Raw genomic sequence first — 24,749 nt, forward strand, 5'->3', positions numbered from 1 at the left:
TGTTTTTAAACTTCGTCGTCGGCATACGGGTCCGGATGACCCAATTCTGCAAGCAACGTTTGTTCCAGTGTTTCCATTTCCTCGGCTTCGTCATCGTCTATATGGTCGTAACCCAAGAGATGCAAGCAGCCGTGGATGACTAGATGGGCCCAATGGGCTTCTAGTTCCTTGCCTTGTTCTTTTGCCTCGCGCTCCACCACGGCGACACAGATGACCAGATCGCCCAGCAACGGGATATCCAGCAGTTCATCCGGCACGTCGGCGGGGAAGGACAGCACGTTGGTCGCGTAATCCTTCTGGCGCCAGGTGTGATTCAGTTCGCGGCCCTCGGGCTCGTCCACCAGGCGAATGGTCAGTTCCGAGTCGGCGGTGCGCTGGCGCAGGGCCAGGGCGCACCATTGGCGGAACTGTGCTTCGCTGGGGGCGGGCGCGTCGGTGGCCAGCTGCAGGTCAAGCTCAAGCATCGCGGCGAACATCCTTGGACAAACCATCGTCGCGGTGTTCGAAGCGCTCGTAGGCCTCGACAATGCGCTGCACCAGCGGGTGGCGCACCACATCCTTGGGCATGAAGTGCGTGAAGCTGATGCCCGGCACGTCCTTGAGCACCTCGATCACCTGGCCCAGGCCCGACTTGGTGCCCTTGGGCAGGTCGACCTGGGTGATGTCGCCGGTGATCACCGCAGTGGAGCCGAAGCCGATCCGGGTGAGGAACATCTTCATTTGCTCGACAGTGGTGTTCTGGCTTTCATCGAGGATGATGAAACTGTTGTTCAAGGTACGACCGCGCATGTAGGCCAGCGGGGCGATCTCGATCACCTGGCGTTCGATCAGCTTGGCCACGTATTCGAAGCCGAGCATCTCGTACAGCGCGTCATAGAGCGGGCGCAGGTACGGGTCGATCTTCTGGGCCAGGTCACCGGGCAGGAAACCGAGCTTTTCGCCGGCCTCGACCGCTGGGCGCACCAGCAGGATGCGGCGCACTTGCTCACGCTCCAACGCGTCGACCGCGCAGGCCACGGCCAGGTAGGTCTTGCCGGTACCGGCAGGGCCGATGCCGAAATTGATGTCGTTGCCGAGGATTTCCTTGACGTACTTCTGCTGATTCAAGCCGCGGGGGCGAATCATGCCTTTTTTGGTACGCAGGGCCACGCTGGCTTCGGCCACAGGGTTGTTGGCCAGGTCTTCAACCGCCGATTCCTGCAGGTACAGGTGCACCGTTTCCGGCGACAGCTCACTGCCCTTGGTTTCGCGGTAGAGACGGCGCAGCAGGTTTTCTGCAGACGTGGTGTGTTGGGGTTCACCAATGAGCTCGAACTGATTGCCGCGGTTGCGGATCTCGATGCTCAGGCGTTGTTCGATCAGGCGCAGGTGCTCGTCGAACTGTCCGCACAGATTGGCGAAACGGCGAGCCTCAAATGGCTCGAGGATAAAACGATGGGGTTCTGCTATGGGTGCGTTCAAGGTCGCTTTTAGCCGCCCTTTGGCTGTTGAGGTGAAAGAGAGAATAACGCCAGGCGCCGGTGTGCGAAAGCACTTAAATAGCCTGGCCCCACTCTCGATAACCATGAAGAACTCCTGTGGGAGCTGGCTTGCCTGCGATAGCGGTGGGTCAGTTGGCACATAGGGCACTGATACATCGCTATCGCAGGCAAGCCAGCTCCCACATTTTGATCTTCATCCGGTCCGCGAGATCAGTTGATCAGCGAGCCGCGCAACGAGTGTGGCTGCGCTGCATCGATGTGCACATCGGCAAATTGGCCGATCAGGGTCGGGTTGTCGCAGCGGAAGTTGACGATGCGGTTGTTCTCGGTGCGCCCCTGCAACTCACCCGGGTCTTTCTTCGAGTAATCGGTGACCAGGATGCGCTGGGTCGAGCCGACCATTTGTCGGCTAATTTCGAAACCCTGTTGGTTGAGGCGATGTTGCAGTGCGTTCAACCGCTCCTTTTTCAACGCCTCCGGGGTTTCGTCCAGCAGGTCCGCCGCCGGGGTGCCCGGGCGCTGGCTGTACACAAACGAGTAGGAAAAGTCGAAACCGACGTCTTCGATCAGCTTCATGGTCTGCTGGAAGTCTTTCTCGGTTTCGCCAGGGAAACCGACGATGAAGTCCGAGCTGATGCAGATACCCGGCACCGCCGCGCGCAGTTTGCGCAGTTTGGATTTGTATTCCAGGGCCGTGTGGTTGCGCTTCATGGCCGAGAGGATGCGGTCCGAGCCCGATTGCACCGGCAGATGCAGGTGCTTGACCAGTTCCGGCACTTCGGCGTGGGCCTGGATCAGGCTGTCGGAGAACTCCAGCGGGTGCGAGGTGGTGTAGCGGATGCGTTCGATACCGTCCACGGCGGCGACCACGCGGATCAATTCCGCCAGGTCGGCCAGGCGACCGTCGTGGGTCAAACCGCGGTAGCCATTGACGTTCTGGCCCAGCAAGGTCACTTCACGCACGCCGTTTTCGGCCAGGTGGATGATTTCCGACAGCACGTCGTCAAATGGCCGACTGACTTCTTCGCCACGGGTGTAGGGCACCACACAGAAGGTGCAGTACTTGCTGCAACCTTCCATGACCGATACGTAGGCGCTTGGCCCATCGATGCGCGGCTCGGGCAAGTGGTCGAATTTTTCGATTTCAGGGAATGACACGTCGACCTGCGGCAGCTTGGTGAAGCGTGCGGCGTCGATCATTTCCGGCAGGCGGTGCAGGGTCTGCGGGCCGAAGACCACATCGACATAGGGCGCGCGGTCGCGGATCGCCGCGCCTTCCTGGCTGGCCACGCAACCGCCGACGGCGATCACCATGTCCGGGTTGGCGAGTTTCAATTCACGCCAGCGGCCCAGCTGCGAGTAAACACGGTCCTGGGCCCGCTCGCGGATCGAGCAGGTATTGAGCAGGATCACGTCGGCATCTTCGGCGCGGGCGGTGACTTCCAGGGCCTGGTGTTCGCCCAGCAGATCGACCATGCGCGAGCTGTCGTACTCGTTCATCTGGCAACCGTGGGTTTCGATATAAAGCTTCTTGGCCATGGGAATCGTCAACTGGTGGTAAAGAACCGCGCATTATAGGGGGCATGCCCATTGGTTCCTAGCGTTGTGCATCGGGTGCCATGCTATAGTTCGCGCCCTCTTTTATATCCCCGATGTGTTGTTCGCCCACCATGACCAAACGTGAAGCTCCAATCTATAAGGTGATTTTCCTCAACCAGGGCCAGGTGTTCGAAATGTACGCCAAGCAGATCTATCAAAGTGATCTGTGGGGCTTCCTGGAAGTGGAAGAGTTCGTCTTTGGCGAGCGCACCCAGTTGGTCGTCGATCCGGGCGAAGAGAAGCTCAAGGCTCAATTTGAAGGCGTGGTGCGCAGTTTTGTGCCGATGCATTCGATCGTGCGCATCGATGAGGTCGAGCGCCTGGGTACGCCGAAGATCAGCGAGGCGCGGGGCACCAGCAATGTCATGCCGTTTCCGATGCCGATGCCGGAGAAGTAGGGCTTTAGACCGCGTCGACCCTATTCGCGAGCAAGCCCGCTCCCACACGTGATGAGTTCCAGCTTTGGAATGCAGTCAAATGTGGGAGCGGGCTTGCTCGCGAATAGGCCCTAAAAAGCACCAAAGACTCAGGGCAGGGGTGAAAACGGCGAGCGCCCATCGGCACTCTGCAATTCCTGCAGGTAATTGCGGAAAATCTGGCCCAACACCTGGGTGGCGACTTCCAGTTCATCGCGCTGCATGTGCTCGGCGACTTCGTCGGCCGTGTCCAGCGCGTCTTCGGCGCCGTTGACCGCGGCCATTTTCAGCACGATGTACGCCTGCACGTTATTGGCCGGCACGCCTTCGCCTTTGAAGAACATGTTGCCCAGCTCGAATTGCGCCTGGGCGTGACCTTGCAACGAGGCTTTCTCGAAGTAGCTCAACGCCTTGTTGAGGTCGCGGGCCGGGTTTTTACTGTCGTGGAAGTACTCGCCCAACTCGTATTGCGCCTGCGCATCCCCGCCGTCGGCCTGTTTCTGGCACGCGCTCAAGGCTTCGGCCTGGCTGTCTGGCTGGGTATTGAGGGTGCAACGACCCATCGCTGGGATTAACAACGAGTTGCCGCCTGCTTGTGCATGCGCCAGCAGCGGCTGAAGGAGCAACAGGCAGCCCAGAACCAGGGTGCGGCCGGTGCGTTTCATGGGAATCGACTTACCTCTGACGGGGCGCGCGGATCCTCGGGGGATCCAATAAGCGCGCATTATGAAATAAGCAGGCCTCTGCTTACAAAGTCTTTACTCGTTTTTCTGCTGCTTGGGCAAGTTATCTGCCGGATTGCAGGTGATTTCTCTAAAAAACGCGGAAATCTCTGTAAGCAAAGTAGCAAATCAGACACCGTTTGCGCGGTGCCTGATTTTTTCGGCCAATTATTTCAGTGCAGCAAAGGCGCGCTCGGCGGCATCGAGGGTCAACTTCAGCTCGGCTTCGCCATGGGCGATCGAGGTGAAGCCGGCTTCGAAAGCGCTTGGCGCCAGGTACACACCGCCTTCCAGCATCAAGTGGAAGAAACGCTTGAACAAATCGGCGTCGCTGCCCATTACGTCATCAAACGTCACGATGTCGTCGGCACCGCTGAAATACAGGCCGAACATCCCGCCCGCCTGGGTGGTAACAAAGGGGATGCCGGCGGCATCGGCGCGCTGTTGCAGGCCGTCCAGCAGGCGCGTGGTGTAGTCGGTCAGCTCGGCGTGGAAGCCCGGGCGGCTGATCAGGCGCAGGGTGGTCAGGCCGGCGGCCATGGCCAGCGGGTTACCCGACAAAGTGCCCGCCTGGTACACCGGGCCCAACGGCGCGATGTGTTGCATGATTTCGCGCTTGCCGCCGAAGCAGCCCACCGGCATGCCGCCGCCGATGATCTTGCCGAAAGTGCTCAGGTCCGGCGTGACACCATAGTGAGCCTGGGCGCCGCCGAGCGCGACGCGGAAACCGGTCATCACTTCGTCGAAAATCAGCACCACGCCGTGTTTGTCGCACTGCGCGCGCAGGCCTTCGAGGAAGCCTGGTGCCGGTGGTACGCAGTTCATGTTGCCGGCCACCGGCTCGACGATGATGCACGCCACGTCCTTGCCCACTTCATTGAGCATCTGCTCGACGGCGGCGATGTCGTTGAACGGCAGGGTCAGCGTGTGTTTGGCGAATGCCGCCGGCACACCGGCGGAGCTTGGCACGCCTTGGGTCAGCAGGCCGGAACCGGCTTTCACCAGCAGGCTGTCGGAGTGACCGTGGTAGCAGCCTTCAAACTTGATGATGCTGTCGCGGCCGGTGAAACCACGGGCCAGGCGGATCGCGCTCATGGTGGCTTCGGTGCCGGAACTGACCATACGCACCATTTCCATCGACGGTACGATCGAGCAGACCAGGTCGGCCATCTCGGTTTCCATGGCGGTCGGCGCGCCGTAGGACAGGCCGTGTTCCAGCTGCTTGCGCACCGCATCCAGCACGTCCGGGTGGCTGTGGCCGAGGATCATCGGGCCCCAGGAACCGACATAGTCCACGTAGCGTTTGTCATCTTCGTCGGTGACGTAGGCGCCTTCGGCGTGCTTGAAGAACAGCGGCGTGCCGCCCACGCTCTTGAACGCACGCACGGGGGAGTTCACACCGCCGGGGATGTGTTTCTGGGCATTGGCAAACAGCGTTTCGGAACGGGACATGATCGGGCTCTCTGAAATCAAATCTTAAGAAGGGCGTTGAACGCACGGGCGCGGCGCGTGACTTCCTGGGTGCTGTCGGCGCCAAACAGGCCGTGCACCACCGCCAGCAGGTCGGCGCCATGGGCCACCAAGGGCTCGGCGTTCTCCAGGGTGATGCCACCGATCACGCAGATTGGCAGCTGCAAACGTGTGCGGGCCTGGGCCAGCATCTCCACGGTCGCGGCAGGCGCGCAAGGCTTGGTGTTGGAATTGAAGAAGCGGCCGAAGGCGACATAACTGGCGCCTTCCTTGGCCGCCTGCTCGGCCAGTTCGATCTGGCTGTGGCAGGTGGAACCGATGATCGCCTTGGAGCCGAGCAGGGCCCGGGCCGGGGTCAGCGGGCCGTCGGTCTGGCCCAGGTGCACGCCGACGCCGAGGCGCGCGGCCAGTTCAGCGTCGTCGTTGATGATCAGTTGGGTCTTATAGCGCGAGCACAGCTCCCGCAGCTTTTCCGCTTCACGCAGGCGCCGGGCTTCGTCGCCGCTTTTGTCGCGGTACTGCAGCAGGGTCACGCCACCGTCCAACGCGGCTTCGACGTAGGCGAGGAATTTCCCGGCCAGCAGTTGGCTGTCGGTAATGGCGTAAAGGCCACGTAGTTTCATCGGGCAGGCCTCTTAGTCTTACGAGCAGAAATCCAGCGGCAACCGGCGTGGTACAAACTGGCCCTGGCCAAGTTGTTCGGCATCACGCAGGGTGCGCCAAGTGTAGTTGAGGGCCGATTGCACGGCGCTGACTAAGCCTTCGCCCTGGGCAATCCGACCGGACAACGCGCTGGCCAACGTACAGCCCGAACCGTGATAGCTGCCGGGCAGGCGCTGGCAGGTAAAGGTCTGGCGCGTGCCATCGCGGCTGTAGAGGCGGTTGTGCACTTCGTGCTCGTCGCCATGGCCGCCGGTGATCAGCAGGTGCTTGATGTACGGCAGCAGCTTCTCGGCGCATTCGTCCGCCGTGCCTTCAGGCAGCTCCGCAAGGATGCGCGCTTCCGGCAGGTTCGGCGTGGCGATCAGCGACAGCGGCAGCAACCGCTCACGCATCGCATAACCGACGTCGTCCTTGCCCAGGCTGCCGCCGCCGCCGGCGCGCAGCACCGGGTCGCACACCACGGGCAGGTGCGGATGCGCCTGCAGCAGTTCGACCACGGTGTCGACCATCGCGGTGGAACCGAGCATGCCCAGCTTGACCGCCGCCACCTCGGAATCGCCGAGTACAGCATTCGCCTGGGCCAGTACCCACTCGCGGTCGAGCACGCGGAAATCACTGACGTTGACGGTGTTTTGCACGGTCAAGGCGGTAACGGTCGGAGCCGCATGGCAGCCCTGGGCGAGCAGGGCTTCGATATCTGCCTGCAAGCCGGCGCCACCACTGGGGTCATGGCCGGAGAGACAGAGGACAACGGGACGAGAGCTGTAGATATTCATGGTGCGCGAGCTTACCACCAAACGCTTTTGGCGGGGCCGTCTGGCGATGGCTGAATTTTGTCACTGCAGTGACGCTTTTTTGGCGGTTTTTTAGACGACAAAAATCGCTGAAAGCATCGATCTAGAGCCTTTCAAAAAATTATTTCAATGGTGTCTAGTGGCCTTTGGCAGCTATGCTAGAGTGGATCCAAACTACTGACTGTATTGCCGGTGTACGTCTTCTCAAAAGGAATGGGGGGCTTTTTTGACATGACCGGACAGGCCACGCTGGGGCTCTATGCGCTATTTGCTGATTTTTTTGTTGAGCGGGCTGCCGCTGTTCGCCAACGCCATCGAGTTCAACCAGGACACGCGAAGCCTGCCGTTGGGCCGAGCCATTCAAGTGCTCGAAGACCCGACCGATGCCCTCACCATCGCGGACGTCAGTGCGCCTTCCGCCACCCCGCAGTTCAAACCCCACGATAAAGACACCCTGAATGCCGGCTACTCGCGCTCGGTGTTCTGGCTCAAGGTCAATTTGCACTACCTGCCGACTCAGGCCGAAGCGCAGCGCACCTGGTTGCTGGAGCTGGCCTACCCGCCGCTCGACCATCTTGACCTGTACTTGCCGGACAGCAGCGGCACCTATCGCCTGGCGGGGCGCACGGGCGATGCGCTGCCGTTTTCCGCGCGTGAGATCCGCCAGAACAACTACCTGTTCAAGGTCGACTTCGCGCCGGGCCAGGCCAAGACCGTCTACCTGCGCCTGCAAAGCGAAGGCTCGATCCAGGCGCCGTTGACGCTCTGGTCCAGCACCGCCTACCTGGAGCAACAGCCGCTGCGCCTGTATGTGCTGGGCCTGATCTATGGCGTGCTGCTGGGGATGCTGGTCTACAACTTGTTCATCTACCTCAGCGTGCGCGACACCAGCTACCTCTATTACATCTTCTATATCGCCTCGTTTGGCATGTATCAGCTGTCGGTCAACGGCGCGGCGGTGGAGTATTTCTGGCCGAACAACCCCTGGTGGGCGAATGCCGCGACGCCGTTTCTGATTGGCTCGGCGGCGTTGTTTGGCAGCCTGTTTGCGCGCAGCTTTTTGCACACGGCCCAGCACAGTCGCTGGATCAACCGGCTGCTGCTGGCGCTGGTGGCCTGTGGCGGTGTGGTGATGCTGTTGTCATTGATGACCAGCTACGCCCTGGCGCTGCGCCTGGCTACCGGCTTGGCGCTGGTGTTTACCGTGACCATCTTCGTCGCCGCCATTAAGGCCTGGTACTGCGGGCAGCGGGTGGCGCGCTATTTCATCATCGCCTGGTCGGCGTTCCTGTTGGGCGGGGTGGTGAATACGTTGATGGTGCTGGGTTACTTGCCCAACGTATTCCTGACCATGTACGCCAGCCAGATCGGCTCGGCGATTGAAGTGGCGTTGCTGTCCCTGGCTCTGGCCGATCGCATCAATTCCATGCGCGAGCAACAGGCGCAGATCCTCTTCGATGCCAGCCAGAAACTCGAAGTGCTCAACCAGCAGTTGGCCCGCAGTAATCGGCTCAAGGATGAATTCCTCGCCACCCTGACCCACGAACTGCGAACGCCCATGAACGGCGTGATCGGCTCCCTCGAACTGATGCAGACCGTGCCCCTGGATGCGGACCTGGCGCAATACCATCAAACCGCCGCCGGTTCGGCGCGGGACATGATGCGCATGGTCAACGGCATCCTCACCCTCACCGAGCTGCAGGCTGGTCGCCTGAGTGCCCAGCCCCAGGTATTCAGCCTGCGCGGTACGCTCGACACCTTGCGCCAGCAATTCACCGCCAACGCCCAGAGTAAAGGCCTGGCGTTTTCCATCGACGTGGCGGACGAGTTGCCGGACCGCGTACTGGGTGACGCCGACAAACTGCTGCAGAGCCTGGATTGCCTGCTGGACAACGCCTTCAAATTTACCCACGAAGGCTCGGTGCGCCTGCGTGTGGTGGGTGTGCCCCAGAGTGACGGCGGTCTGCGTTTGAGCTTTATCGTCACCGACACCGGTATCGGCTTTGCTTTCCTCGACGAGGCGACCCTGTACCAGCGTTTCTTCCAGCTGGATGGCTCCACCACCCGCGAGTATGGCGGCCTGGGTATCGGCTTGGCGATCTGTCGGCAACTGATCGAGTTGCTGGGCGGGCGTCTCACCCATCATTCCGAGCCGCGCAAAGGCAGTCGCTTCCAGCTGGAACTGGAAGTCAGCCCGGTAGCGTCAGACTCCAAGCCAGCGCCGGATCGGCAACGCGCGCCGCAGGAGTGTTCGGTGTTGTTGGTGGATGACAACAGCGTCGGCCAATTGGTCGTGCGCGGCATGCTGCTCAAGCTCGGTTACCGGGTAAAAACCGTGGACACGGGCCCGAACGCGTTGGCGGCTTTGCAAGCGGGGGATTTCGACGCCGTACTGTTGGATATTCCCGAAGGGGGTTTTTCGTTGTGCTGTCAGATCCGTGCACTGCCGGGCTGCGGCGAGTTGCCGGTAATCGCCCTGAGTACGTCGCTGAATGTGTCGGAGCGAGAGCGCTGTCATGGCATCGGCGTCTCTGAGCATCTGGTCAAACCTGTGCGTTTCGAGGCCTTGCAGGCGGTGTTGGAGCGTCGGTTGTTGTGTCCGGCAGAGGGTGAAAGCGCCGCGTATTCGGCGGGTATGCCACTTTTTTAAGCGTCGTAGCAGTGCTTAACTGAAAAAACCGGCCTCAATCGACGGGCACCGTGCAGGAGCGAGCTTCGATCGAAATGGGCCTTTTTCCAGGAGGCCCGTCATGAACCTGCATCAGTTTGCCGAAACCCACGACGTCACCAACCAGCCACCGTCCCTGGACGGCACCAACCTGTACCGTATCGATGTGCCCCTGCAGGAATGGTCGCGCCGCTTTGGTGCCGGCTGGGCGCAAGCGCGCATCGATGCCTATGGTGCGCTGGCCGGCGGGCCGCTGATGGAAGCCGGGTTCCTGGCGAATCAAAACAAACCGGTGTTCAGCAGCCATGATCGTTATGGTCATCGCATCGACCTGGTGGAGTTTCACCCGGCTTACCACGAATTGATGCGCACGGCCGTCGAACACGGTTTGCCTTCGCTGCCTTGGGCGCATCCGCAGTCCGGCGCCCATGTGGCCCGCGCCGCCATGACCTACCTGCACAGCCAGGCCGAAGCCGGCACCGGCTGCCCGCTGACCATGACGTTCGCCTGCGTACCGGCCCTGCGCCTGCAACCTGACCTGGCCGAGACCTGGCTGCCGAAAATCCTCACTACCCAATACGACCCGCGCAATGTCGGCATCGCCCACAAGGCTGGCGCCACGCTCGGCATGGCCATGACCGAGAAGCAGGGCGGCACCGACGTGCGCGCCAACACCACCCGCGCTTACCCCGTGGGCGCCGGTGGGCCGGGGCAAGCCTATGAACTGGTGGGCCACAAGTGGTTCTGCTCGGCACCGATGTGCGATGCCTTCCTGACGCTGGCGCAAACCGACAAGGGCCTGAGCTGTTTCCTGCTGCCCCGGCACCGCCCAGATGACACGCGCAACGAGTTCTACATCCAGCGCCTGAAAAACAAGCTCGGCAACTGCTCCAACGCCTCCAGCGAGGTGGAGTTCCGTGGTGCCCTGGCCTGGATGATTGGCGAAGAAGGTCGTGGCGTGCCGACCATCATCGAGATGGTCGCCATGACCCGCTTCGATTGCATGGTCGGCTCCAGCGCGTTGATGCGCCAGGCGCTGACCCAGGCCAGCCATCATTGTGCCCATCGTTCGGTGGGCGGCCGTGTACTCAGCGAACAGCCCTTGATGCAAAATGTGTTGGCGGACCTGGCGCTGGAAAGCGAGTCCGCTCTGGCCTTGAGCCTGCGCATGGGCCGGGCGCTGGACCATTTGGGGGATGAGCAGGAAGCCAAGTTCGCCCGGCTGGTGACGGCGGTGGGCAAGTATTGGATCTGCAAGCGTGCCCCGGCCATGATCAACGAAGCCGCCGAGTGCATGGGCGGTGCCGGGTATGTCGAGGACAGCATCCTGCCGCGCCTGTACCGTGAGGCACCGGTGAATTCGACGTGGGAAGGTTCCGGCAACGTGCAATGCCTGGACGTGCTGCGCGCATTGTCGAAAGAACCCGGCGTACTGGAAGCGTTGTTTGTCGAGTTGGGTGATGGGCATGGCGACCGGTTGCTGGCGCGGCATATCGAGCAGCTGAAAACGGCGTTCATGGACACCCAGGATATCCAGTACCGCGCTCGGCAACTCACCGAAGATATCGCAGTGGCGTTGCAGGCCAAGCTGTTACTGGAAGCCGGCAATGCGGCAGTCAGCGATGGGTTTATCGCCAGTCGATTGGGCGAATCGTCCGGTCGGGTGTATGGCACCTTGCCGCGCGGTGTGGCGGTGGAGGCCATTGTGGCTCGCTCAACCCCGCAATCCCTCTGACCGAGCACGGTCCAAATGTGGGAGCTGACCCACCGCCCTCGCGGGCAAGCCCGACTCCCACATTGATCGCATTCCAGCTGAGATAAGGGCAAGATAAAGGCCTGCACGTCAGAACACAGGATGCTTACCGTGACCGAAGCTTTTGTTGTCGTTCAAACCGCCGAAGAAGCCGTGGATCGGCTGGCGGCCCTGCATGAGCGTGCCACCGGTGCGCTCAATCAGGCCCTCAAGCAATACCTCAAGGACCGCGTCGAGCCCGACGCCGAACAACGTGCGCTGTTTCGCTATCCGGAACTGCGCCTGACCTACCACTGCCACGGCGAAGTCCCACAGACCACCCGGGCGTATGCCAAGGTTCAGCTGCCGGGGACCTACAGCGTTACCGTCACCCATCCTGCGGCGTTCCGTAAATACCTGCTGGAGCAACTGGTGCCGCTGATGCACGACTTCACCGTGACGGTGGAAGTCGGTGTCAGCCAGCAGAATATCCCGTATCCCTACGTGGTGGAGCAGGGCGATGAACTGGCTGGCTCCGGCGTGACCGCGGCCACCCTGGCTCGCGTGTTCCCGAGCACCGACCTGTCGGCCGCCACCGATGGCATCGCCGATGGCCTGTATGACTGGGAAAACACCGATCCGCTCCCTCTGGCGCTGTTCGATGCGGCACGCGTGGACTTTTCCCTGCGCCGCCTGGTGCACTACACCGGCAGCGACTGGCGCCATGTGCAGCCGTGGATCCTGCTGACCAACTACCACCGTTATGTCGACCAGTTCATCCTGCATGGTCTGGAGCAACTGCGCAGCGATCCGCGTTTTATCCGCATGGTGTTGCCGGGCAACGTGGTGATCGACAAGAGCATGGACCACGGCGAAGCCTCCGCCATTGCCGCAGGCGTGGTGTGGCACCGCTACCAGATGCCGGCCTACCACCTGCAGGCGGCCGACGGCCACGGCGTGACCCTGGTGAACATTGGCGTTGGCCCTTCCAACGCGAAGAACATCACCGACCACCTGGCTGTGCTGCGCCCACATTGCTGGCTGATGATCGGCCACTGCGGCGGCTTGCGCCAATCCCAGACCATTGGCGATTACGTGCTGGCCCACGCTTACATGCGCCGCGACGGGATTCTCGACCGCGTAGTGCCGCCGAACATCCCGATCCCGGCCCTGGCCGAAGTACAGATGGCCTTGCAGCAAGCGGCGGCCAACGTCACCGGCGAAAAGGGTGAAGAGCTGAAAAAACGCCTGCGCACGGGCACCGTGCTGACCTACGACGACCGCAACTGGGAACTGCGCTGGGCTCAGGAACGGCCGCTGATCAACCTGTCCCGCGCCGTGGCCGTGGACATGGAAAGTGGCACCATCGCCGCCCAGGGTTATCGCCTGCGGGTGCCATACGGCACTTTGCTGTGCGTATCGGACAAGCCGCTGCACAGCGAAATCAAGCTGCCAGGTTCAGCCAACGCCTTCTATGAGCGCGCGGTGAGCCAGCACTTGAAGATCGGCATCGAGGCGGTGGATTTGCTGCGCACCGAACTCAACTCGCTGCACTCGCGCAAACTGCGCAGCTTCGACGAGCCGCCATTCCGCTAAGCGGTTGGGATGGTCATTTAACGGTCAGGCCACTAGCATTGTCGGTCCTGACCGTTAGATGTTCCTTTGCCATGTCGCGTCCCACCCGTCCCGATTCTCGCCGCCCCGGCGTGAAACCTCCGTATTCCGCAACGCGGCGTGTCGCCAAGGCGCCACCGGCCGAGCCGAAATTGATCCTGTTCAATAAACCCTTTGACGTGCTGACCCAGTTCAGCGACGAAGGCGGGCGTGCGACCCTCAAGGATTTCATCGCCATCCCCGGCATCTATCCGGCGGGCCGCCTGGACCGTGACAGCGAAGGTCTGTTGCTGCTGACCAACGATGGCCAGTTGCAGGCGCGCATTGCCGACCCCAAGCACAAGCTGGCGAAAACCTACTGGGTGCAGGTGGAAGGCGAACCGACGGAAGAGCAACTGCAACGCCTGCGCGATGGTGTCGAGTTGAATGACGGCAAGACGTTGCCTGCCCAAGCGCGGCAGTTGGATGAGCCCCAGTTATGGCCGCGCAACCCACCTGTGCGCTTTCGCAAAAACATACCGACTTATTGGCTTGAATTGGTGATTCGCGAGGGACGTAACCGCCAGGTACGGCGCATGACCGCCGCCGTGGGGTTGCCCACCTTGCGTCTGGTGCGCGTGCGCATTGGCGATTGGACGATCGACGGCCTGGATCAAGGCCAGTGGAAGGAAGTGCCGGCGCGCTTATAAGGCGCCGGACTCGATCAGGCCGATCACCACGCTCTTGATGATGAACGCGGCCACGCCCAGGCCCAAGACGAAGAACAGGATGAAAGAGCCAAAGCGCCCGGCCTTGGACTTCTTCGCCAGGTCCCAGACGATAAAGCCCATGAAAATGATCAGCAGGGTGACCAGACCGGTCATCATCCATTCTTCAAACAGGGCGGGGTCGATGTTGTTCATTAGGGCGTTCCAGCAGGGCAGGCGAGCAGTATACGGCAGCGTTACAGACGCAACATTGACCTGGATCGAAGTGCGTCCAACTGTGAGAGTGGGTTTGCTCGCGAATGCGGTGGGTCAGTCACCTATTCATCAACTGACAGACCGCATTCGCGAGCAAGCCCGCTCCCACAGGGGATCTACAGTGTTCTTGAAATCAGGTGCGCAGGTGCGTCAGCGGCAATTCGGTGCTGTTAAGCACCTGGTTCAGCACAAAGCTTGACCGCACACTGGTCACACCTTCAATGCGGGTCAGATGCCCCAGCAGCAACTTCTGGTAGTGATCCATGTCCGGCACCACCACTTTCAACTGATAGTCCGCGTCCATCCCGGTGACCAAACTGCATTCCAGCACTTGGGGCAGGGTGCGGATCGCCGCTTCAAAGTTCTCGAAACGCTCCGGGGTGTGGCGGTCCATGCCGATCAGCACATAGGCGGTGAGGCTTAGGCCGAGCATCTTGCGGTCGAGTAACGCGACCTGGCGAGCGATGTAGCCATCGTCTTCCAACTGCTTGACCCGGCGCGAGCACGGCGACGGCGACAAGCCGATGCGTTCGGCCAACTCCTGGTTGGAGATCCTCGCATCACGTTGCAATTCCGCCAAAATACTCAGGTCGTATCGGTCAAGCTTGCTCATTGGGTTAGCCTTTGTCGTAACTATTGCGGCGAATTATCCATGAAGGGTTAAAAATTGCGCAAGCACTGTTTATTGACGCAATCTTCGCAATCATCTGCCGGGCGCTGACGGGTATCTTTATCAACAGAATCACCGCCTGGACAACAGTCCACTTGCAGCGAGCCCAATCAGGTCCGCTGCGGCCGCCACCCCAGCAGGGTTGAGCCGGCCTCCAGGCTGCACACTGTCCACAAGACGGCGTGAGGTGAGCCAACGCCAAAAGCGTTGAGCCAGGACGAAATTCTCAAGGGGTGGCCGACGGGTCACCCCTTTTCTTTTGCCTGCTGATAACCTGTCCGCGAACCGGGCCTGGCTTTTCCAGTCTCATGGACAGGCCCTAATCCGCAGTGAGGAATAGCATGAAGCGCATCTGGCGTATGGCAGGTGTAGGTTTGCTGATGGTCACCGTTGGCGCCCAGGCAGTGGCCGAGGAGCGTGACAACGGGCCGCGCGGTGACGGCGGTGGACAGCACGAAAGAGGGCCGGAGGGCGGACGGCCAGGGGGGAATGAACAGCCGCGGCCGCAGAATAACCCCTCGCGTCCACAGAACAACCAGCCTCGGCCGGAAAACAATCAGCCACGCCCGCAGAATCAGCATTTTGATCGAGGTGGCCAGAACAGTGGCGGCCAATGGCAGGGGCACCCCCAAGGTAACGAGCAGGGGCGGCCGCAGCCACAACCACAACCCTCGAATAACCTGCCGATCCAGAGTCGCCCCGACACCGTGCGCCAGACCCAGGAACCGCGCCAGGGCTACTACCGCGACATCCCTCGACGCAATGACGGCAACCCGCACTGGGAAGCCGGCGGCCCGGGCTCGCGTCCCGGCGACAACCGCTGGCCCGGTCGTCCCGACGGCCATGGCAACGGCTGGGGCCCAGGCCCGCAACATCGCCCCGGCTATGTGATCGACCGCTTCCCCGACCGCAATTACCGCGTGCCTTACCGTGGCCAGGATTACTTCTACTCCGGCGGCTATTGGTACCGTCCACAAGGCCCGCGCTATGTGGTGGTGACGCCGCCTTACGGCATCCGCGTGCATTACCTGCCGGACTACGCCCGTGAAGTGTGGGTGGGCGGCGCGCTGTTCTTCCTCGCCGCTGGCGCCTATTACACCTACGAAAGCAGCTCCCAGCAGTATGTGGTGGTGCAACCGCCAGTTGCCGTGCCTGCACCGCCGCCCGCGCCGCAAGGCAATGGCTATGACGTGGTGGCGTATCCGGCCAACGGCCAGTCACCGGCGCAGGTACAACAGGACGGTTATGACTGTTATCGCTGGGCCGTTCAGCAGAGCGGCTTCGACCCGCAGCAAGTCACCTACGCCCCCGACCCGGCGGTGGTACAAACCTACCGCCAGGCCCAGGGCAACTGCCTGAGCAGCCGTGGTTATCAGGTGCAGTACTAGGTTTTATTGCCCGTGACCACTTCCCGCGGGTCGGCGTGCACCAGCACTTCGGCACGCGGGTAAGCCTTGTGAATGGCATCGGCGGCCTGGTCGCTGATGCCATGGGCCACTGACAGCGTCAATTCCCCCGGCAATTCCAGGTGCAGCTGCACAAACCAATGGCTGCCGGAAATCCGCGTGCGCAAATCATGCGCACCCAATACGCCCGGTACGCCGCGGGCCAGTTCCAGCATGTGCTGGCTGACGTCCGGCGGCAGTTCCTCATCCATCAACACCGCGAAGCTTTCCCGGGCGATCTGGATCGCGCTCCACAAGATGTAGGCGGCAATCCCCAGGCCGAACCAAGCGTCCACCTGATGGTAGCCAAAACCTGCCACCACCAGCGCCACCAGGATGCTGCCGTTGAGCATCAGGTCCGAGCGGTAGTGCAGTGAGTCCGCGCGCACGGCGTTGGAGCCGGTTTCACGGATCACCCGGTGCTGCAGCATCAATAAGGCTACTGTCAGCACCAGGGAAAACACGATCACACCAATGCTCAACCACGGCGCGCCCACGGGTTCCGGGTGTTGCAAGCGCTCGTAGGCCTGGAGCGCGATCAACACCGCACTGCCGCCGATAAACAGCGCCTGTGCCATGCCTGCCAGCGACTCGGCCTTGCCATGCCCATAACGGTGATCGTCATCGGCCGGGCGCAGCGCGTAATGCACCGCGAGCAGGTTCAGCAGTGAGGTCACGCCGTCCAGCAGCGAGTCCGTCAACCCGGCGAGCATGCTCACCGAGCCGCTGAACCACCAGGCGATGGACTTGGTGATGATCAACGCACAGGCCACACCCACCGAAGCGCGAGTGGCCAGGCGCAAGAGCCTGGCGTGTTCGGGACTGCTGGTCATAGGCGGGTCGAATCCTTAGGCGGCGGGTTGCAGGCCCAGGCTGGCGAGCTGTTGTACGCTGCCCTTGAACTGGATCATTCGCGGGTCGTCCAGCGGCAGGCTGCGGCCGGTTTCTTTCTGGATGATGCTTTGCAGCTTGGCGTTGTCGACCTTGCCGTCGGCGCCAATGGCTTCGTGGAGTTTTTGCGGATCGACCTGGGCGGTCTTGCCCGGTTCGAAGTAGATAGCGCCAGTGGCGAAGTCCACGCCGAACGCGATCAGGCCGGGGATCACATAGAACAGCAGGCCCACCGCATCGAGCACGGCAATGGTCGGGTCGATCTTGCCGTCGATCTGGCCACGGCGGTCCGGGTAGAAGATCGAACCGCAGGCCGTCAATTGGCTCAGCAGGGTGACGGCGAGGACACCGCCAATGACACGGGAAGCGATACGCATAACATTCTCCTGAACACGATTGATACGGGACTATATGACAATACTGCCGAGCAACACCGCTCTAATGTGGGGGCTGGCTTGCCTGCGATGGCACCCCCTCGGCTTATTTGAAAGACCGAGTTGTCAGTATCGCAGGCAAGCCAGCTCCCACCTTTGACCGCGTAGCCAGGCGCAGCTGGTGGTGTTTTTCAGACCAGCGTCGGCATCCGGCAGTTCGCCGTTATACTCGCCGCTCTGCTTTGGAGCCAGTATGAATTCGTTGCCGATTGATGAAGTTTTACCCGCACTGCGTGACGCCTTGGCGAATCGCCATGAAGCCGTGCTGGAAGCGCCCCCCGGCGCCGGTAAAACCACCCGCGTGCCCTTGGCCTTGTTGAACGAGCCCTGGCTGGCCGGGCAGACCATCCTGATGCTCGAACCCCGTCGTCTCGCAGCCCGCGCGGCGGCCGAGCGTCTGGCCAGCGAGTTGGGTGAAAAAGTCGGTGAAACCGTCGGCTATCGCATTCGTCTGGACAGCAAGGTCGGCCCCAATACGCGCATCGAAGTGGTCACCGAAGGCATCCTCACCCGCCGCCTGCAGGACGATCCGGCGCTGGACGGCGTGGGCCTGCTGATCTTCGATGAGTTTCACGAGCGCAGCCTCGACGCCGACCTGGCGCTGGCCTTGAGCCTGAACGGCCGCGAACTCTTTCGCGATGATCAACCGCTGAAAATCCTGTTGATGTCTGCCACCCTCGAAGGCGAACGCCTGGCCGGGCTGCTGGACAACGCGCCAATCCTGCGCAGCGAAGGGCGCATGTTCCCGGTGCAGATGCGCTGGGGCCGCCCCTACCAACCCGGTGAATTCATCGAACCGCGTGTGGTGCAGACTGTCCTCGACGCCCTGCAAGACGAAACCGGCAGCGTGCTGGTGTTCCTGCCGGGGCAGGCGGAGATTCGCCGGGTCAACCAGCAACTGGCTGACGCCCTCGGCGAGCGCGCGGATGTGGTGTTGTGCCCGCTGCATGGCGAACTGGACCTCAACGCTCAACGCGCCGCCATCGACCCGGCGCCCGTCGGCAAACGCAAGGTCGTGCTGGCGACCAACATTGCCGAGACCAGCCTCACCATCAACGGCGTGCGCGTCGTGATCGACGCCGGGTTGGCGCGGGTGCCGCGTTTCGACCCCGGAAGCGGCATGACCCGCCTCGACACCCAGCGCATTTCCCGCGCCAGCGCCACCCAGCGCGCCGGTCGAGCAGGGCGCCTGGAGCCGGGCGTGTGTTATCGCCTGTGGTCCGAAGACCAACACGAAGGCCTGGCCGCCTACGGCAGTGCGGAAATCCTCGCCGCCGACCTGGCCGGCCTGGCTTTGCAACTGGCGCGCTGGGGCGTCACGCCCACTCAGTTGGTCTGGCTGGATGTGCCGCCGACGGCGGCGTATGCCCAGGCCCAGGATCTGCTGGGGCGCCTCGGTGCGTTGGATGAAGAAAAACTCACCGCTCACGGGCAGAAGATGGCCGAGTTGCCGGCCCATCCGCGTATCGCCCATCTGCTGCTGCGCGGGCAGGCTCTTGGGTTGGCGGCGACGGCATGCGATGTGGCGGCCCTGCTGGGAGAGCGCGACATCTTGCGCGGTGGCGGTGCGGATTTGCACAGTCGATTGGCGCTGTTGTCCGGCGAAGAGCGTGCACGCGGCACTCAAGGCGGTGTACAGCGGGCCAAGCAACTGGCGCGACAATACCGAGGCTACCTAAGAGGCCAGGCCACACAACCCGTTGCCGACCCCGATCACCCGCGCTGGCTCGGTGCCTTGCTGGCACTGGCCTACCCGGATCGCGTCGCCCAGCAGCGTCGCCCCGGCGGTGCCGAGTACCGCCTGGCCAACGGCCGCGCCGCGCTGTTCGCGGAGGCTGACAGCCTGATGAAACAGGCTTGGCTGGTGATCGCCGACCTGGGTAGCCGCCAGGGCCAGCGTGAAGAACGTATCTACTTGGCGGCGGATTTCGACCCGGCGCTGTTCGACACGGTGCTGGCCGAGCAAGTGCGCAACGTCGACCAACTCGATTGGGACGAACGCGAAGGCGTACTGCGCGCCGAACGCCAACGCAAAGTCGGCGAACTGGTGCTCAGCCGCGAACCGCTGACTGGCCTCGACGAATCCGCCCGCAGCCAGGCGCTGGTCAACCTGGTACGCCGCAAAGGCCTGGAACTGCTGCCGTGGACGCCAGAACTGCGGCAATGGCAGGCTCGGGTCATGTTGTTGCGCCAGCTCGACGCCGGCAAAACCAGCGAATGGCCCGACCTCAGTGACAAGGCGTTGCTTGCAAGCCTTGAACACTGGCTGATGCCCTACCTGGGCAAAGTCTCGCGTCTGAGCCATTTCGCCAACCTGGATATCTCCAGCTTCCTGCACAACCTGCTGCCCTGGCCACTGCCCCAACGTTTGGACGAACTGGCGCCACAGCATGTGAAAGTGCCGTCGGGCTCATCGGTGCGTTTGGACTACAGCGAACAGCCGCCGATCCTGGCGGTGCGCTTGCAGGAATTGTTCGGGCTGGCCGACACCCCGCGCATTGCCAGCGGGCGCGTGGCCGTGAAGTTGCACCTGTTGTCCCCGGCGCGGCGGCCGGTGCAGGTCACGCAGGACCTGGCGAACTTCTGGCGCAGTACCTATGCCGAGGTGAAGAAGGATTTGAAAGGGCGCTACCCCAAGCACTACTGGCCGGACGACCCGTTGGTGGCCGAAGCGACGGCCCGAATCAAACCCAGAAAGCCTTGAATGTAAGTAACTCCCCCAGTCGTTTTGATGACTGGGGGGTTACCTGAACGCGTTGAATCAGAGCAAGGAGGTTGTCTTGAAGGGCTTAAAGCGCTTCAAGCGCACTGTCAAATTGCTTATGCGCGTGTCTGCTCGCGCAAGGGCTCACCGGCTTTCATCGAACGGGCGCGAACCATGTCTATGACGCGTGGGGCCAACTGCAGGGCGAGGTCTTTCTTGATCACAGGTTTTATTCCGAATTGTTAGCTTCAGTCCGTTTCCGTCGGGGCAGATGCCCCCACCGCACTGGAGTGGGAAAATACCATACGAAGAGCATGAGTATTTGCACTGACCACTTTCAATAGCGTGGCGCTGGAGCCGCGAATGAGGCTCCAGGCTGATGATTTGTTTATTCCCAGGATGGATAGTTACCCATGCTCAAATTCAATGCTCACCTCGGTTTCCAATTCAACGAATTGCCTTTTCTGCAACGCATCGAAGCCGCCGCCGCTGCCGGTTTCAGGGCGGTGGAGTTCCCGTCGCCCTATGAATTTGACGCCAGCCTGCTCGCCGATCACCTGGCTCAATACAACCTGCCGTTGATTCAGTTCGCAGCGCCGGCAGGTGTTACCAAAGGCATCGCTGCCTTGCAGGGCAAGGAGCAGGAATTTCGCGATGGGCTGCGCGAGGCGGCCCGCTATGCGAAGGCGCTGAACTGCTCGGATGTGCACATCATGTCTGGCGTGACCACACCCCAGGATGAGAGCGCGCCTGCCTACGTAAGTAACCTGGAATACGCGGTCAAGTACCTCGAAGATCAGGGTTTGCGCGCGCTTATTGAAGTGATCTGCCCGCAGGCGATGCCAGGCTATTACATGTCTGACTTCAGCAAGGCGCAACAGGTGCTGGAAACCTTTACGAGTGTCGGGCTGATTCTGGATCTTTACCATGCCCAGCTTTTGACCGGCGACGCAGCCGGGGTGTTGGCGCAGTTTTACGACAGGACCGTCCATGTACAAATCGCCGACAACCCGGGGCGTCATGAGCCGGGCACCGGAACCATGGACTTTGCCGCGTTGTTCGCGGCGCTTGAGCAGCGTGGCTACCGAGGATGGATCGGCTGTGAATACCGCCCATCCGGCACCACGGTTGAAAGCCTTGAGTGGCTTAAGCCGCTGCGGGCCTAGGTTTGAAACCCTAGGGGCTATTGTGCGGCAGGCAGCAGGAAGCGGGCGATCACCGGCAGGTGGTTGGAAATACGTAACGTATCCTCCTGGCGCACCTTGGCCTCCACCCGTTTGATCCGCGGGCTGTAGAACAGGTAATCCAGCGTACGGTCCGGCCCGTCCACGCTCGGGTCGTTGGGGAAGTTCGTCAGCCATTTCTCACGATCGATCCCGCTGGATTGGCTATTGCTCGGGATCATCGGGTATTTGTCCCACAGCAGATGCAGCTCGCTGTCCGGCGAATATTGCCCGCGTTTGGTGGCGTCCAGGCGCAGGAATTGGCCCAGTGGCAGCAGGTTGAAGTCCCCACCGATCAGCCAGGGCGTGCCACGGCCTTCAAATTTATCCAGCAATTTGACCGTGGTCTGGACCTGCTCCATCACCGCGCTGCGGCCAGGGGCATCACCGTCCATGCGAGTGTTGAGCACCGCGAGTTGTCCGCCGTCGCTCAGGGGCAGGTAGGTCAACAGCAAGGCAGGCTTGGGTTGAAACTGGCGACTCAGGATGTTGGCCTCGGGCGCCGGCAGCTGCAGGCGTTCGGCGTGTTCGATCTGGTAACGGCTGAGGGTCGCCAGTTTGCGGCCCACGCTGCCGAAGATGTGCAGGTTTGGCACGAAGTCGGCTTTCCAGTCGAAGGCCTGGGCGCTGCACGGGTAGAGATCGACCAGGCGCTCTTGCAGCAGGGCCAGTTGGTCCTGGTAGTGGGACGGCTTGGCGTTTTCGTCGAGCTCCTGCAGCAGCAGGATGTCGGGCTGTTCGTCGCGGATGACCCGCGCCACTTCGTCGAGGCTGGCGGCCATGTCTTCTACGGTGGGGCGGTCGTCGGGGCCGCTGCCGTCGAAGGTGTCGTACCAGAACACATAATTTTTGCCGGCCAGGTATTGCACGTTCCAGGTCATGACCTTGAGCGCTTGCCCCGGCAACAGCGTGGGCGCACGCGGCGCGACGCAGCTCACCGGCAGGGTTTCCTTCGCCTCGGGGCGCCAGGTCAGGCTGTAGATCAGGGCGGTCAGCAGGCCTGCGATGATCAGCAGGCCCAGCAAGGTGATGCGCAATAAACGGGTCATTGGCTCGGCTTATAGCGTTTCAGAGGTGGCACGGAGCATATCACCGCGCGTCGGCATCGCCACCGATCAACATGAATAAACGGAACAGCACCACGCTGGTAAACAGCTGCAGAAAGCTGTGGGCGCTGTCCAGTAGCAGCCCCAGCAGCGGCGCAGGCGTTGGATAGGCCGCAACGCTGGCGCCTTTGAGCAACCACAGTGGCGTCATCACGCACAGCAGGCACACCAGGATCAGCCAGAAATGCCCACGGCTCAGACGGAAACTTTCCTTCATCGCCTCCAACGCCGGCATGCCACGCAGCACCAGCAGGTATTCGGCAAATGCCAGCACCACCATCAGCCACAGCCCCGGCAGGAAATACAGCGACAGCCCCAGCAGAATCAGCAGCGTGCTCATCGCGGTCAGCAGGGCAAAGCGCGGCCACAGAGTAAGGGCCATGGCCCAGACATCTTTAGTGCCCGGCGACTCGCCACGGGTGCGAGCATCCAGAAACAGGATCAATGCGCCGGTGTACAGCGGGTACACCAGCAACCCCACCACCACGCTGTAGCCGGGAAACGCATCCGGGCCGACGACATGGTTGAGCACCTGTTGCAGCAGGGCTTCGAAAATCACCAATGGCAGACACAGCTGGACGATGGCGCCCAGGTTGCGTTGGGTGAAACGGAAGGAGTCGCGCAGCACGTCTAACGGATTCATCAAGTTCATCGCAGGCCTGAAAGCAAGGGCAACACTTTAACCGATCATTACCGGAGGTAAGCAAACGTAAACCTTGAGTAAAGACCATTGAAACAACTCGTAACATCCCCATAACTAGGTCGGCGCCTGAATAAAGGCGAGACCACGATTTTTACCGGCAATCTAACGAGGTCGCCATGAACAGCGAAGAGCAAACCCTGATCGATGGACTGTTTTCACGGTTGCAACAAGCCGAAACGGACTCAGCCCCCCGCGACGCCCAGGCCGAAGCGCGGATCAAGGAACACATGACGCGCCAACCGGCGGCCGGGTACTACATGACCCAGTCGATCCTGGTGCAGGAACATGCGCTCAAGAGCCTCGACGCGCAGAATAAGCAGCAAGCGCAACAGATCCAGCAATTGCAGGACGAGCTGCAACGGGCCAAGTCCGCGCAGCCAGCCCCGGCGAGCAGCGGCGGATTCCTGTCGAGCATCTTTGGTGGTGGCGGTTCCCGTGATCCGCAACCGGCCCAAAGCGCGCCGGCGTCTTCCGGTGGCGGCTGGCGCGAACCGGCGCGGCCAGGGTTCAGCCAGCCTGCGCCGCAGCAGAACTATCAACAACCTGCTCCAGCCGCCCCGGTGGGCAGCGGTTTTCTTGGCGGCGCGATGAAGACCGCCGCCGGCGTGGCCGGTGGTGTGTTGCTGGCCGAAGGCATCAGCAGCCTGTTCCATCACAACCAGCAACCGCAGGTGGTGGAGGAAATCATCGAGCAACCGGCACCGGCCAGTGATCAAGGCGGCTGGGGCAATGACGACCAGAAGTACGCCGGCAATGACAGCTGGGGTGGCAACAATTCGGACAGCTTTGCCGACAGCGATTATTCCGACGACTCTTCCTCCTTTGGCGACGATGATTCCTTCGTCTGACCCACCTTGGCCCGGGGCGAGCGTCGCCCCGGTCTGATTTTTCCCGGAAACCTTCTCGCGGCTGGCATACTGGCACCCTTTCCGGGCCCTGGCGCCTGGCTGTCATGAGGAAGTACGGTGAAAAAAATTGCAGTGTTCGCCGATGTGCAAAACCTCTATTACACCGTCCGCCAGGCCTATGGTTGTCACTTCAACTACGCCGCGCTGTGGGCTGACATCAGCTCGCGCGGGCAGATCGTCGAGGCATACGCTTATGCCATCGACCGTGGTGACAGCAAACAGCAACAGTTCCAGCAGATCCTGCGCAACCTGGGTTTCACGGTGAAACTCAAACCCTACATCCAGCGCAGCGACGGCTCGGCCAAGGGCGACTGGGACGTGGGCATCACCCTCGACATCATGGACGCCGCCGACCACGTCGACGAAATCGTCCTGGCCTCCGGTGACGGTGATTTCGACATGCTGCTTGACCGGGTTATCCACAAGCATGGCGTCGAAGCCGTGGCCTACGGCGTGCCGGGGCTGACGGCCAACTCATTGATCCGCGCCGCCAGCCGTTATGTGCCGATCGAAGGCGCGTTGCTGCTTAAATAGATTCTTTCAC

The 24,749-nt window shown here is 61.7% G+C and carries 23 protein-coding genes and 1 pseudogene; 10 read left to right on the forward strand and 14 right to left on the reverse strand.

Annotated features, from left to right (window positions below):
• Positions 1-5: 5 nt before the first annotated feature.
• From ybeY to miaB, 3 genes are all read right to left on the reverse strand, one after another.
• Positions 6-464 carry an rRNA maturation RNase YbeY gene (ybeY, locus tag AB4O08_RS16160; RefSeq protein WP_010206771.1) on the reverse strand — a complete coding sequence of 153 codons (459 nt, stop codon included), beginning with the start codon at positions 462-464 and terminating at the stop codon, positions 6-8.
• Positions 457-1,461, reverse strand: coding sequence for a PhoH family protein (locus AB4O08_RS16165; protein WP_010206770.1), 1,005 nt, complete (start codon positions 1,459-1,461; stop codon positions 457-459). The genes ybeY and AB4O08_RS16165 overlap by 8 nt, the downstream gene beginning before the upstream one ends.
• A 230-nt stretch (positions 1,462-1,691) precedes the next feature.
• Positions 1,692-3,020, reverse strand: a complete 1,329-nt coding sequence (miaB, locus tag AB4O08_RS16170) for a tRNA (N6-isopentenyl adenosine(37)-C2)-methylthiotransferase MiaB (RefSeq protein ID WP_021492966.1) — start codon at positions 3,018-3,020, stop codon at positions 1,692-1,694.
• 131 nt (positions 3,021-3,151) lie between these two features.
• Between miaB and AB4O08_RS16175 the strand changes: the two genes are divergently transcribed.
• Positions 3,152-3,478 carry a DUF1820 family protein gene (locus tag AB4O08_RS16175; RefSeq protein WP_003194436.1) on the forward strand — a complete coding sequence of 109 codons (327 nt, stop codon included), beginning with the start codon at positions 3,152-3,154 and terminating at the stop codon, positions 3,476-3,478.
• Positions 3,479-3,606: 128 nt separating this feature from the next.
• Here AB4O08_RS16175 and AB4O08_RS16180 read toward each other — a convergent pair whose 3' ends face one another.
• The 4 genes from AB4O08_RS16180 to AB4O08_RS16195 form a co-directional block, all read right to left on the reverse strand.
• Entirely contained in the window at positions 3,607-4,161 is a 555-nt protein-coding gene (locus AB4O08_RS16180) for a tetratricopeptide repeat protein (protein ID WP_010206766.1), read from the reverse strand.
• A 225-nt stretch (positions 4,162-4,386) separates the two neighbouring features.
• Positions 4,387-5,670 carry a glutamate-1-semialdehyde 2,1-aminomutase gene (gene hemL / locus AB4O08_RS16185; RefSeq protein ID WP_010206765.1) on the reverse strand — a complete coding sequence of 428 codons (1,284 nt, stop codon included), beginning with the start codon at positions 5,668-5,670 and terminating at the stop codon, positions 4,387-4,389.
• A 17-nt stretch (positions 5,671-5,687) separates the two neighbouring features.
• A complete protein-coding gene (gene thiE, locus AB4O08_RS16190; RefSeq protein WP_198581172.1) occupies positions 5,688-6,311 on the reverse strand; it encodes a thiamine phosphate synthase in 624 nt (207 codons plus the stop codon).
• Between the two features lie 18 nt (positions 6,312-6,329).
• A complete protein-coding gene (locus AB4O08_RS16195) occupies positions 6,330-7,127 on the reverse strand; it encodes a hydroxymethylpyrimidine/phosphomethylpyrimidine kinase (protein WP_021492965.1) in 798 nt (265 codons plus the stop codon).
• Positions 7,128-7,404: 277 nt separating this feature from the next.
• On the opposite strand from AB4O08_RS16195, the gene AB4O08_RS16200 reads away from it, so the two are divergent.
• The 4 genes from AB4O08_RS16200 (at position 7,405) to AB4O08_RS16215 (ending at position 13,848) form a co-directional block, all read left to right on the forward strand.
• The gene (locus tag AB4O08_RS16200) at positions 7,405-9,795 is read left to right on the forward strand and encodes a hybrid sensor histidine kinase/response regulator (protein WP_045791593.1); all 2,391 of its coding nucleotides are present in this window, start codon (positions 7,405-7,407) and stop codon (positions 9,793-9,795) included.
• Between the two features lie 100 nt (positions 9,796-9,895).
• Positions 9,896-11,548 (forward strand): acyl-CoA dehydrogenase family protein, encoded by a 1,653-nt coding sequence (locus AB4O08_RS16205; RefSeq protein ID WP_010206761.1) that lies wholly within the window; start codon positions 9,896-9,898, stop codon positions 11,546-11,548.
• 120 nt (positions 11,549-11,668) lie between these two features.
• Complete coding sequence (gene amn / locus AB4O08_RS16210; RefSeq protein WP_162098509.1) at positions 11,669-13,141, forward strand: AMP nucleosidase; 1,473 nt, start codon at positions 11,669-11,671, stop codon at positions 13,139-13,141.
• A gap of 71 nt (positions 13,142-13,212) precedes the next feature.
• On the forward strand, positions 13,213-13,848 hold the full coding sequence (locus AB4O08_RS16215) for a pseudouridine synthase (protein ID WP_021492963.1): 636 nt from the start codon (positions 13,213-13,215) through the stop codon (positions 13,846-13,848).
• On the opposite strand, the gene AB4O08_RS16220 is transcribed toward AB4O08_RS16215, so the two are convergent.
• The gene (locus AB4O08_RS16220; protein WP_025858220.1) at positions 13,843-14,052 is read right to left on the reverse strand and encodes a DUF2788 domain-containing protein; all 210 of its coding nucleotides are present in this window, start codon (positions 14,050-14,052) and stop codon (positions 13,843-13,845) included. The genes AB4O08_RS16215 and AB4O08_RS16220 overlap by 6 nt on opposite strands.
• Before the next feature lie 202 nt (positions 14,053-14,254).
• Positions 14,255-14,734 (reverse strand): Lrp/AsnC family transcriptional regulator, encoded by a 480-nt coding sequence (locus AB4O08_RS16225; protein WP_003194418.1) that lies wholly within the window; start codon positions 14,732-14,734, stop codon positions 14,255-14,257.
• Positions 14,735-15,132: 398 nt separating this feature from the next.
• Between AB4O08_RS16225 and AB4O08_RS16230 the strand changes: the two genes are divergently transcribed.
• Entirely contained in the window at positions 15,133-16,179 is a 1,047-nt protein-coding gene (locus AB4O08_RS16230; protein WP_010206753.1) for a DUF6515 family protein, read from the forward strand.
• Here AB4O08_RS16230 and AB4O08_RS16235 read toward each other — a convergent pair.
• Together AB4O08_RS16235 and AB4O08_RS16240 are read right to left on the reverse strand one after the other, a co-directional pair.
• Positions 16,176-17,069: a cation diffusion facilitator family transporter gene (locus AB4O08_RS16235; RefSeq protein ID WP_010206752.1), complete on the reverse strand. Its 894-nt coding sequence runs from the start codon at positions 17,067-17,069 to the stop codon at positions 16,176-16,178. The two genes, AB4O08_RS16230 and AB4O08_RS16235, sit on opposite strands and share 4 nt — an antisense overlap.
• A gap of 15 nt (positions 17,070-17,084) precedes the next feature.
• Positions 17,085-17,504 carry a hypothetical protein gene (locus AB4O08_RS16240; RefSeq protein WP_010206751.1) on the reverse strand — a complete coding sequence of 140 codons (420 nt, stop codon included), beginning with the start codon at positions 17,502-17,504 and terminating at the stop codon, positions 17,085-17,087.
• 250 nt (positions 17,505-17,754) lie between these two features.
• Here AB4O08_RS16240 and hrpB point away from each other — a divergent pair, with 250 nt between their 5' ends.
• Positions 17,755-20,265 carry an ATP-dependent helicase HrpB gene (hrpB, locus tag AB4O08_RS16245; protein ID WP_010206750.1) on the forward strand — a complete coding sequence of 837 codons (2,511 nt, stop codon included), beginning with the start codon at positions 17,755-17,757 and terminating at the stop codon, positions 20,263-20,265.
• A 119-nt stretch (positions 20,266-20,384) separates the two neighbouring features.
• Here the strand turns inward: hrpB and AB4O08_RS16250 are convergent.
• A pseudogene (locus AB4O08_RS16250) lies at positions 20,385-20,489 on the reverse strand (GntR family transcriptional regulator); the annotation flags it as partial.
• A 189-nt stretch (positions 20,490-20,678) separates the two neighbouring features.
• On the opposite strand from AB4O08_RS16250, the gene AB4O08_RS16255 reads away from it, so the two are divergent.
• Entirely contained in the window at positions 20,679-21,431 is a 753-nt protein-coding gene (locus AB4O08_RS16255) for a hydroxypyruvate isomerase family protein (RefSeq protein WP_010206749.1), read from the forward strand.
• A gap of 17 nt (positions 21,432-21,448) precedes the next feature.
• Here the strand turns inward: AB4O08_RS16255 and AB4O08_RS16260 are convergent, their stop codons facing one another.
• Together AB4O08_RS16260 and AB4O08_RS16265 are read right to left on the reverse strand one after the other, a co-directional pair.
• A complete protein-coding gene (locus AB4O08_RS16260) occupies positions 21,449-22,537 on the reverse strand; it encodes an endonuclease/exonuclease/phosphatase family protein (RefSeq protein WP_021492960.1) in 1,089 nt (362 codons plus the stop codon).
• Between the two features lie 40 nt (positions 22,538-22,577).
• Positions 22,578-23,237, reverse strand: coding sequence for a YciC family protein (locus AB4O08_RS16265; protein WP_010206746.1), 660 nt, complete (start codon positions 23,235-23,237; stop codon positions 22,578-22,580).
• 176 nt (positions 23,238-23,413) lie between these two features.
• On the opposite strand from AB4O08_RS16265, the gene AB4O08_RS16270 reads away from it, so the two are divergent.
• Together AB4O08_RS16270 and AB4O08_RS16275 are read left to right on the forward strand one after the other, a co-directional pair.
• A complete protein-coding gene (locus tag AB4O08_RS16270; RefSeq protein ID WP_010206744.1) occupies positions 23,414-24,145 on the forward strand; it encodes a DUF2076 domain-containing protein in 732 nt (243 codons plus the stop codon).
• A 117-nt stretch (positions 24,146-24,262) separates the two neighbouring features.
• Positions 24,263-24,739, forward strand: coding sequence for a LabA-like NYN domain-containing protein (locus AB4O08_RS16275; RefSeq protein ID WP_010206743.1), 477 nt, complete (start codon positions 24,263-24,265; stop codon positions 24,737-24,739).
• The last annotated feature ends 10 nt before the right edge of the window (positions 24,740-24,749 follow it).

Source organism: Pseudomonas sp. H3_E07, from assembly GCF_054668895.1.

Coding starts and splice junctions, on each gene's coding strand:
- ybeY (WP_010206771.1), bottom strand. CDS start 464: ATGCTTGAGCTTGACCTGCAGCTGGCCACCGACGCGCCCGCCCCCAGC.
- miaB (WP_021492966.1), bottom strand. CDS start 3,020: ATGGCCAAGAAGCTTTATATCGAAACCCACGGTTGCCAGATGAACGAG.
- AB4O08_RS16175 (WP_003194436.1), top strand. CDS start 3,152: ATGACCAAACGTGAAGCTCCAATCTATAAGGTGATTTTCCTCAACCAG.
- AB4O08_RS16180 (WP_010206766.1), bottom strand. CDS start 4,161: ATGAAACGCACCGGCCGCACCCTGGTTCTGGGCTGCCTGTTGCTCCTT.
- hemL (WP_010206765.1), bottom strand. CDS start 5,670: ATGTCCCGTTCCGAAACGCTGTTTGCCAATGCCCAGAAACACATCCCC.
- thiE (WP_198581172.1), bottom strand. CDS start 6,311: ATGAAACTACGTGGCCTTTACGCCATTACCGACAGCCAACTGCTGGCC.
- AB4O08_RS16195 (WP_021492965.1), bottom strand. CDS start 7,127: ATGAATATCTACAGCTCTCGTCCCGTTGTCCTCTGTCTCTCCGGCCAT.
- AB4O08_RS16200 (WP_045791593.1), top strand. CDS start 7,405: ATGCGCTATTTGCTGATTTTTTTGTTGAGCGGGCTGCCGCTGTTCGCC.
- AB4O08_RS16205 (WP_010206761.1), top strand. CDS start 9,896: ATGAACCTGCATCAGTTTGCCGAAACCCACGACGTCACCAACCAGCCA.
- amn (WP_162098509.1), top strand. CDS start 11,669: ATGCTTACCGTGACCGAAGCTTTTGTTGTCGTTCAAACCGCCGAAGAA.
- AB4O08_RS16215 (WP_021492963.1), top strand. CDS start 13,213: ATGTCGCGTCCCACCCGTCCCGATTCTCGCCGCCCCGGCGTGAAACCT.
- AB4O08_RS16225 (WP_003194418.1), bottom strand. CDS start 14,734: ATGAGCAAGCTTGACCGATACGACCTGAGTATTTTGGCGGAATTGCAA.
- AB4O08_RS16230 (WP_010206753.1), top strand. CDS start 15,133: ATGAAGCGCATCTGGCGTATGGCAGGTGTAGGTTTGCTGATGGTCACC.
- AB4O08_RS16235 (WP_010206752.1), bottom strand. CDS start 17,069: ATGACCAGCAGTCCCGAACACGCCAGGCTCTTGCGCCTGGCCACTCGC.
- AB4O08_RS16240 (WP_010206751.1), bottom strand. CDS start 17,504: ATGCGTATCGCTTCCCGTGTCATTGGCGGTGTCCTCGCCGTCACCCTG.
- hrpB (WP_010206750.1), top strand. CDS start 17,755: ATGAATTCGTTGCCGATTGATGAAGTTTTACCCGCACTGCGTGACGCC.
- AB4O08_RS16255 (WP_010206749.1), top strand. CDS start 20,679: ATGCTCAAATTCAATGCTCACCTCGGTTTCCAATTCAACGAATTGCCT.
- AB4O08_RS16260 (WP_021492960.1), bottom strand. CDS start 22,537: ATGACCCGTTTATTGCGCATCACCTTGCTGGGCCTGCTGATCATCGCA.
- AB4O08_RS16265 (WP_010206746.1), bottom strand. CDS start 23,237: ATGAATCCGTTAGACGTGCTGCGCGACTCCTTCCGTTTCACCCAACGC.
- AB4O08_RS16270 (WP_010206744.1), top strand. CDS start 23,414: ATGAACAGCGAAGAGCAAACCCTGATCGATGGACTGTTTTCACGGTTG.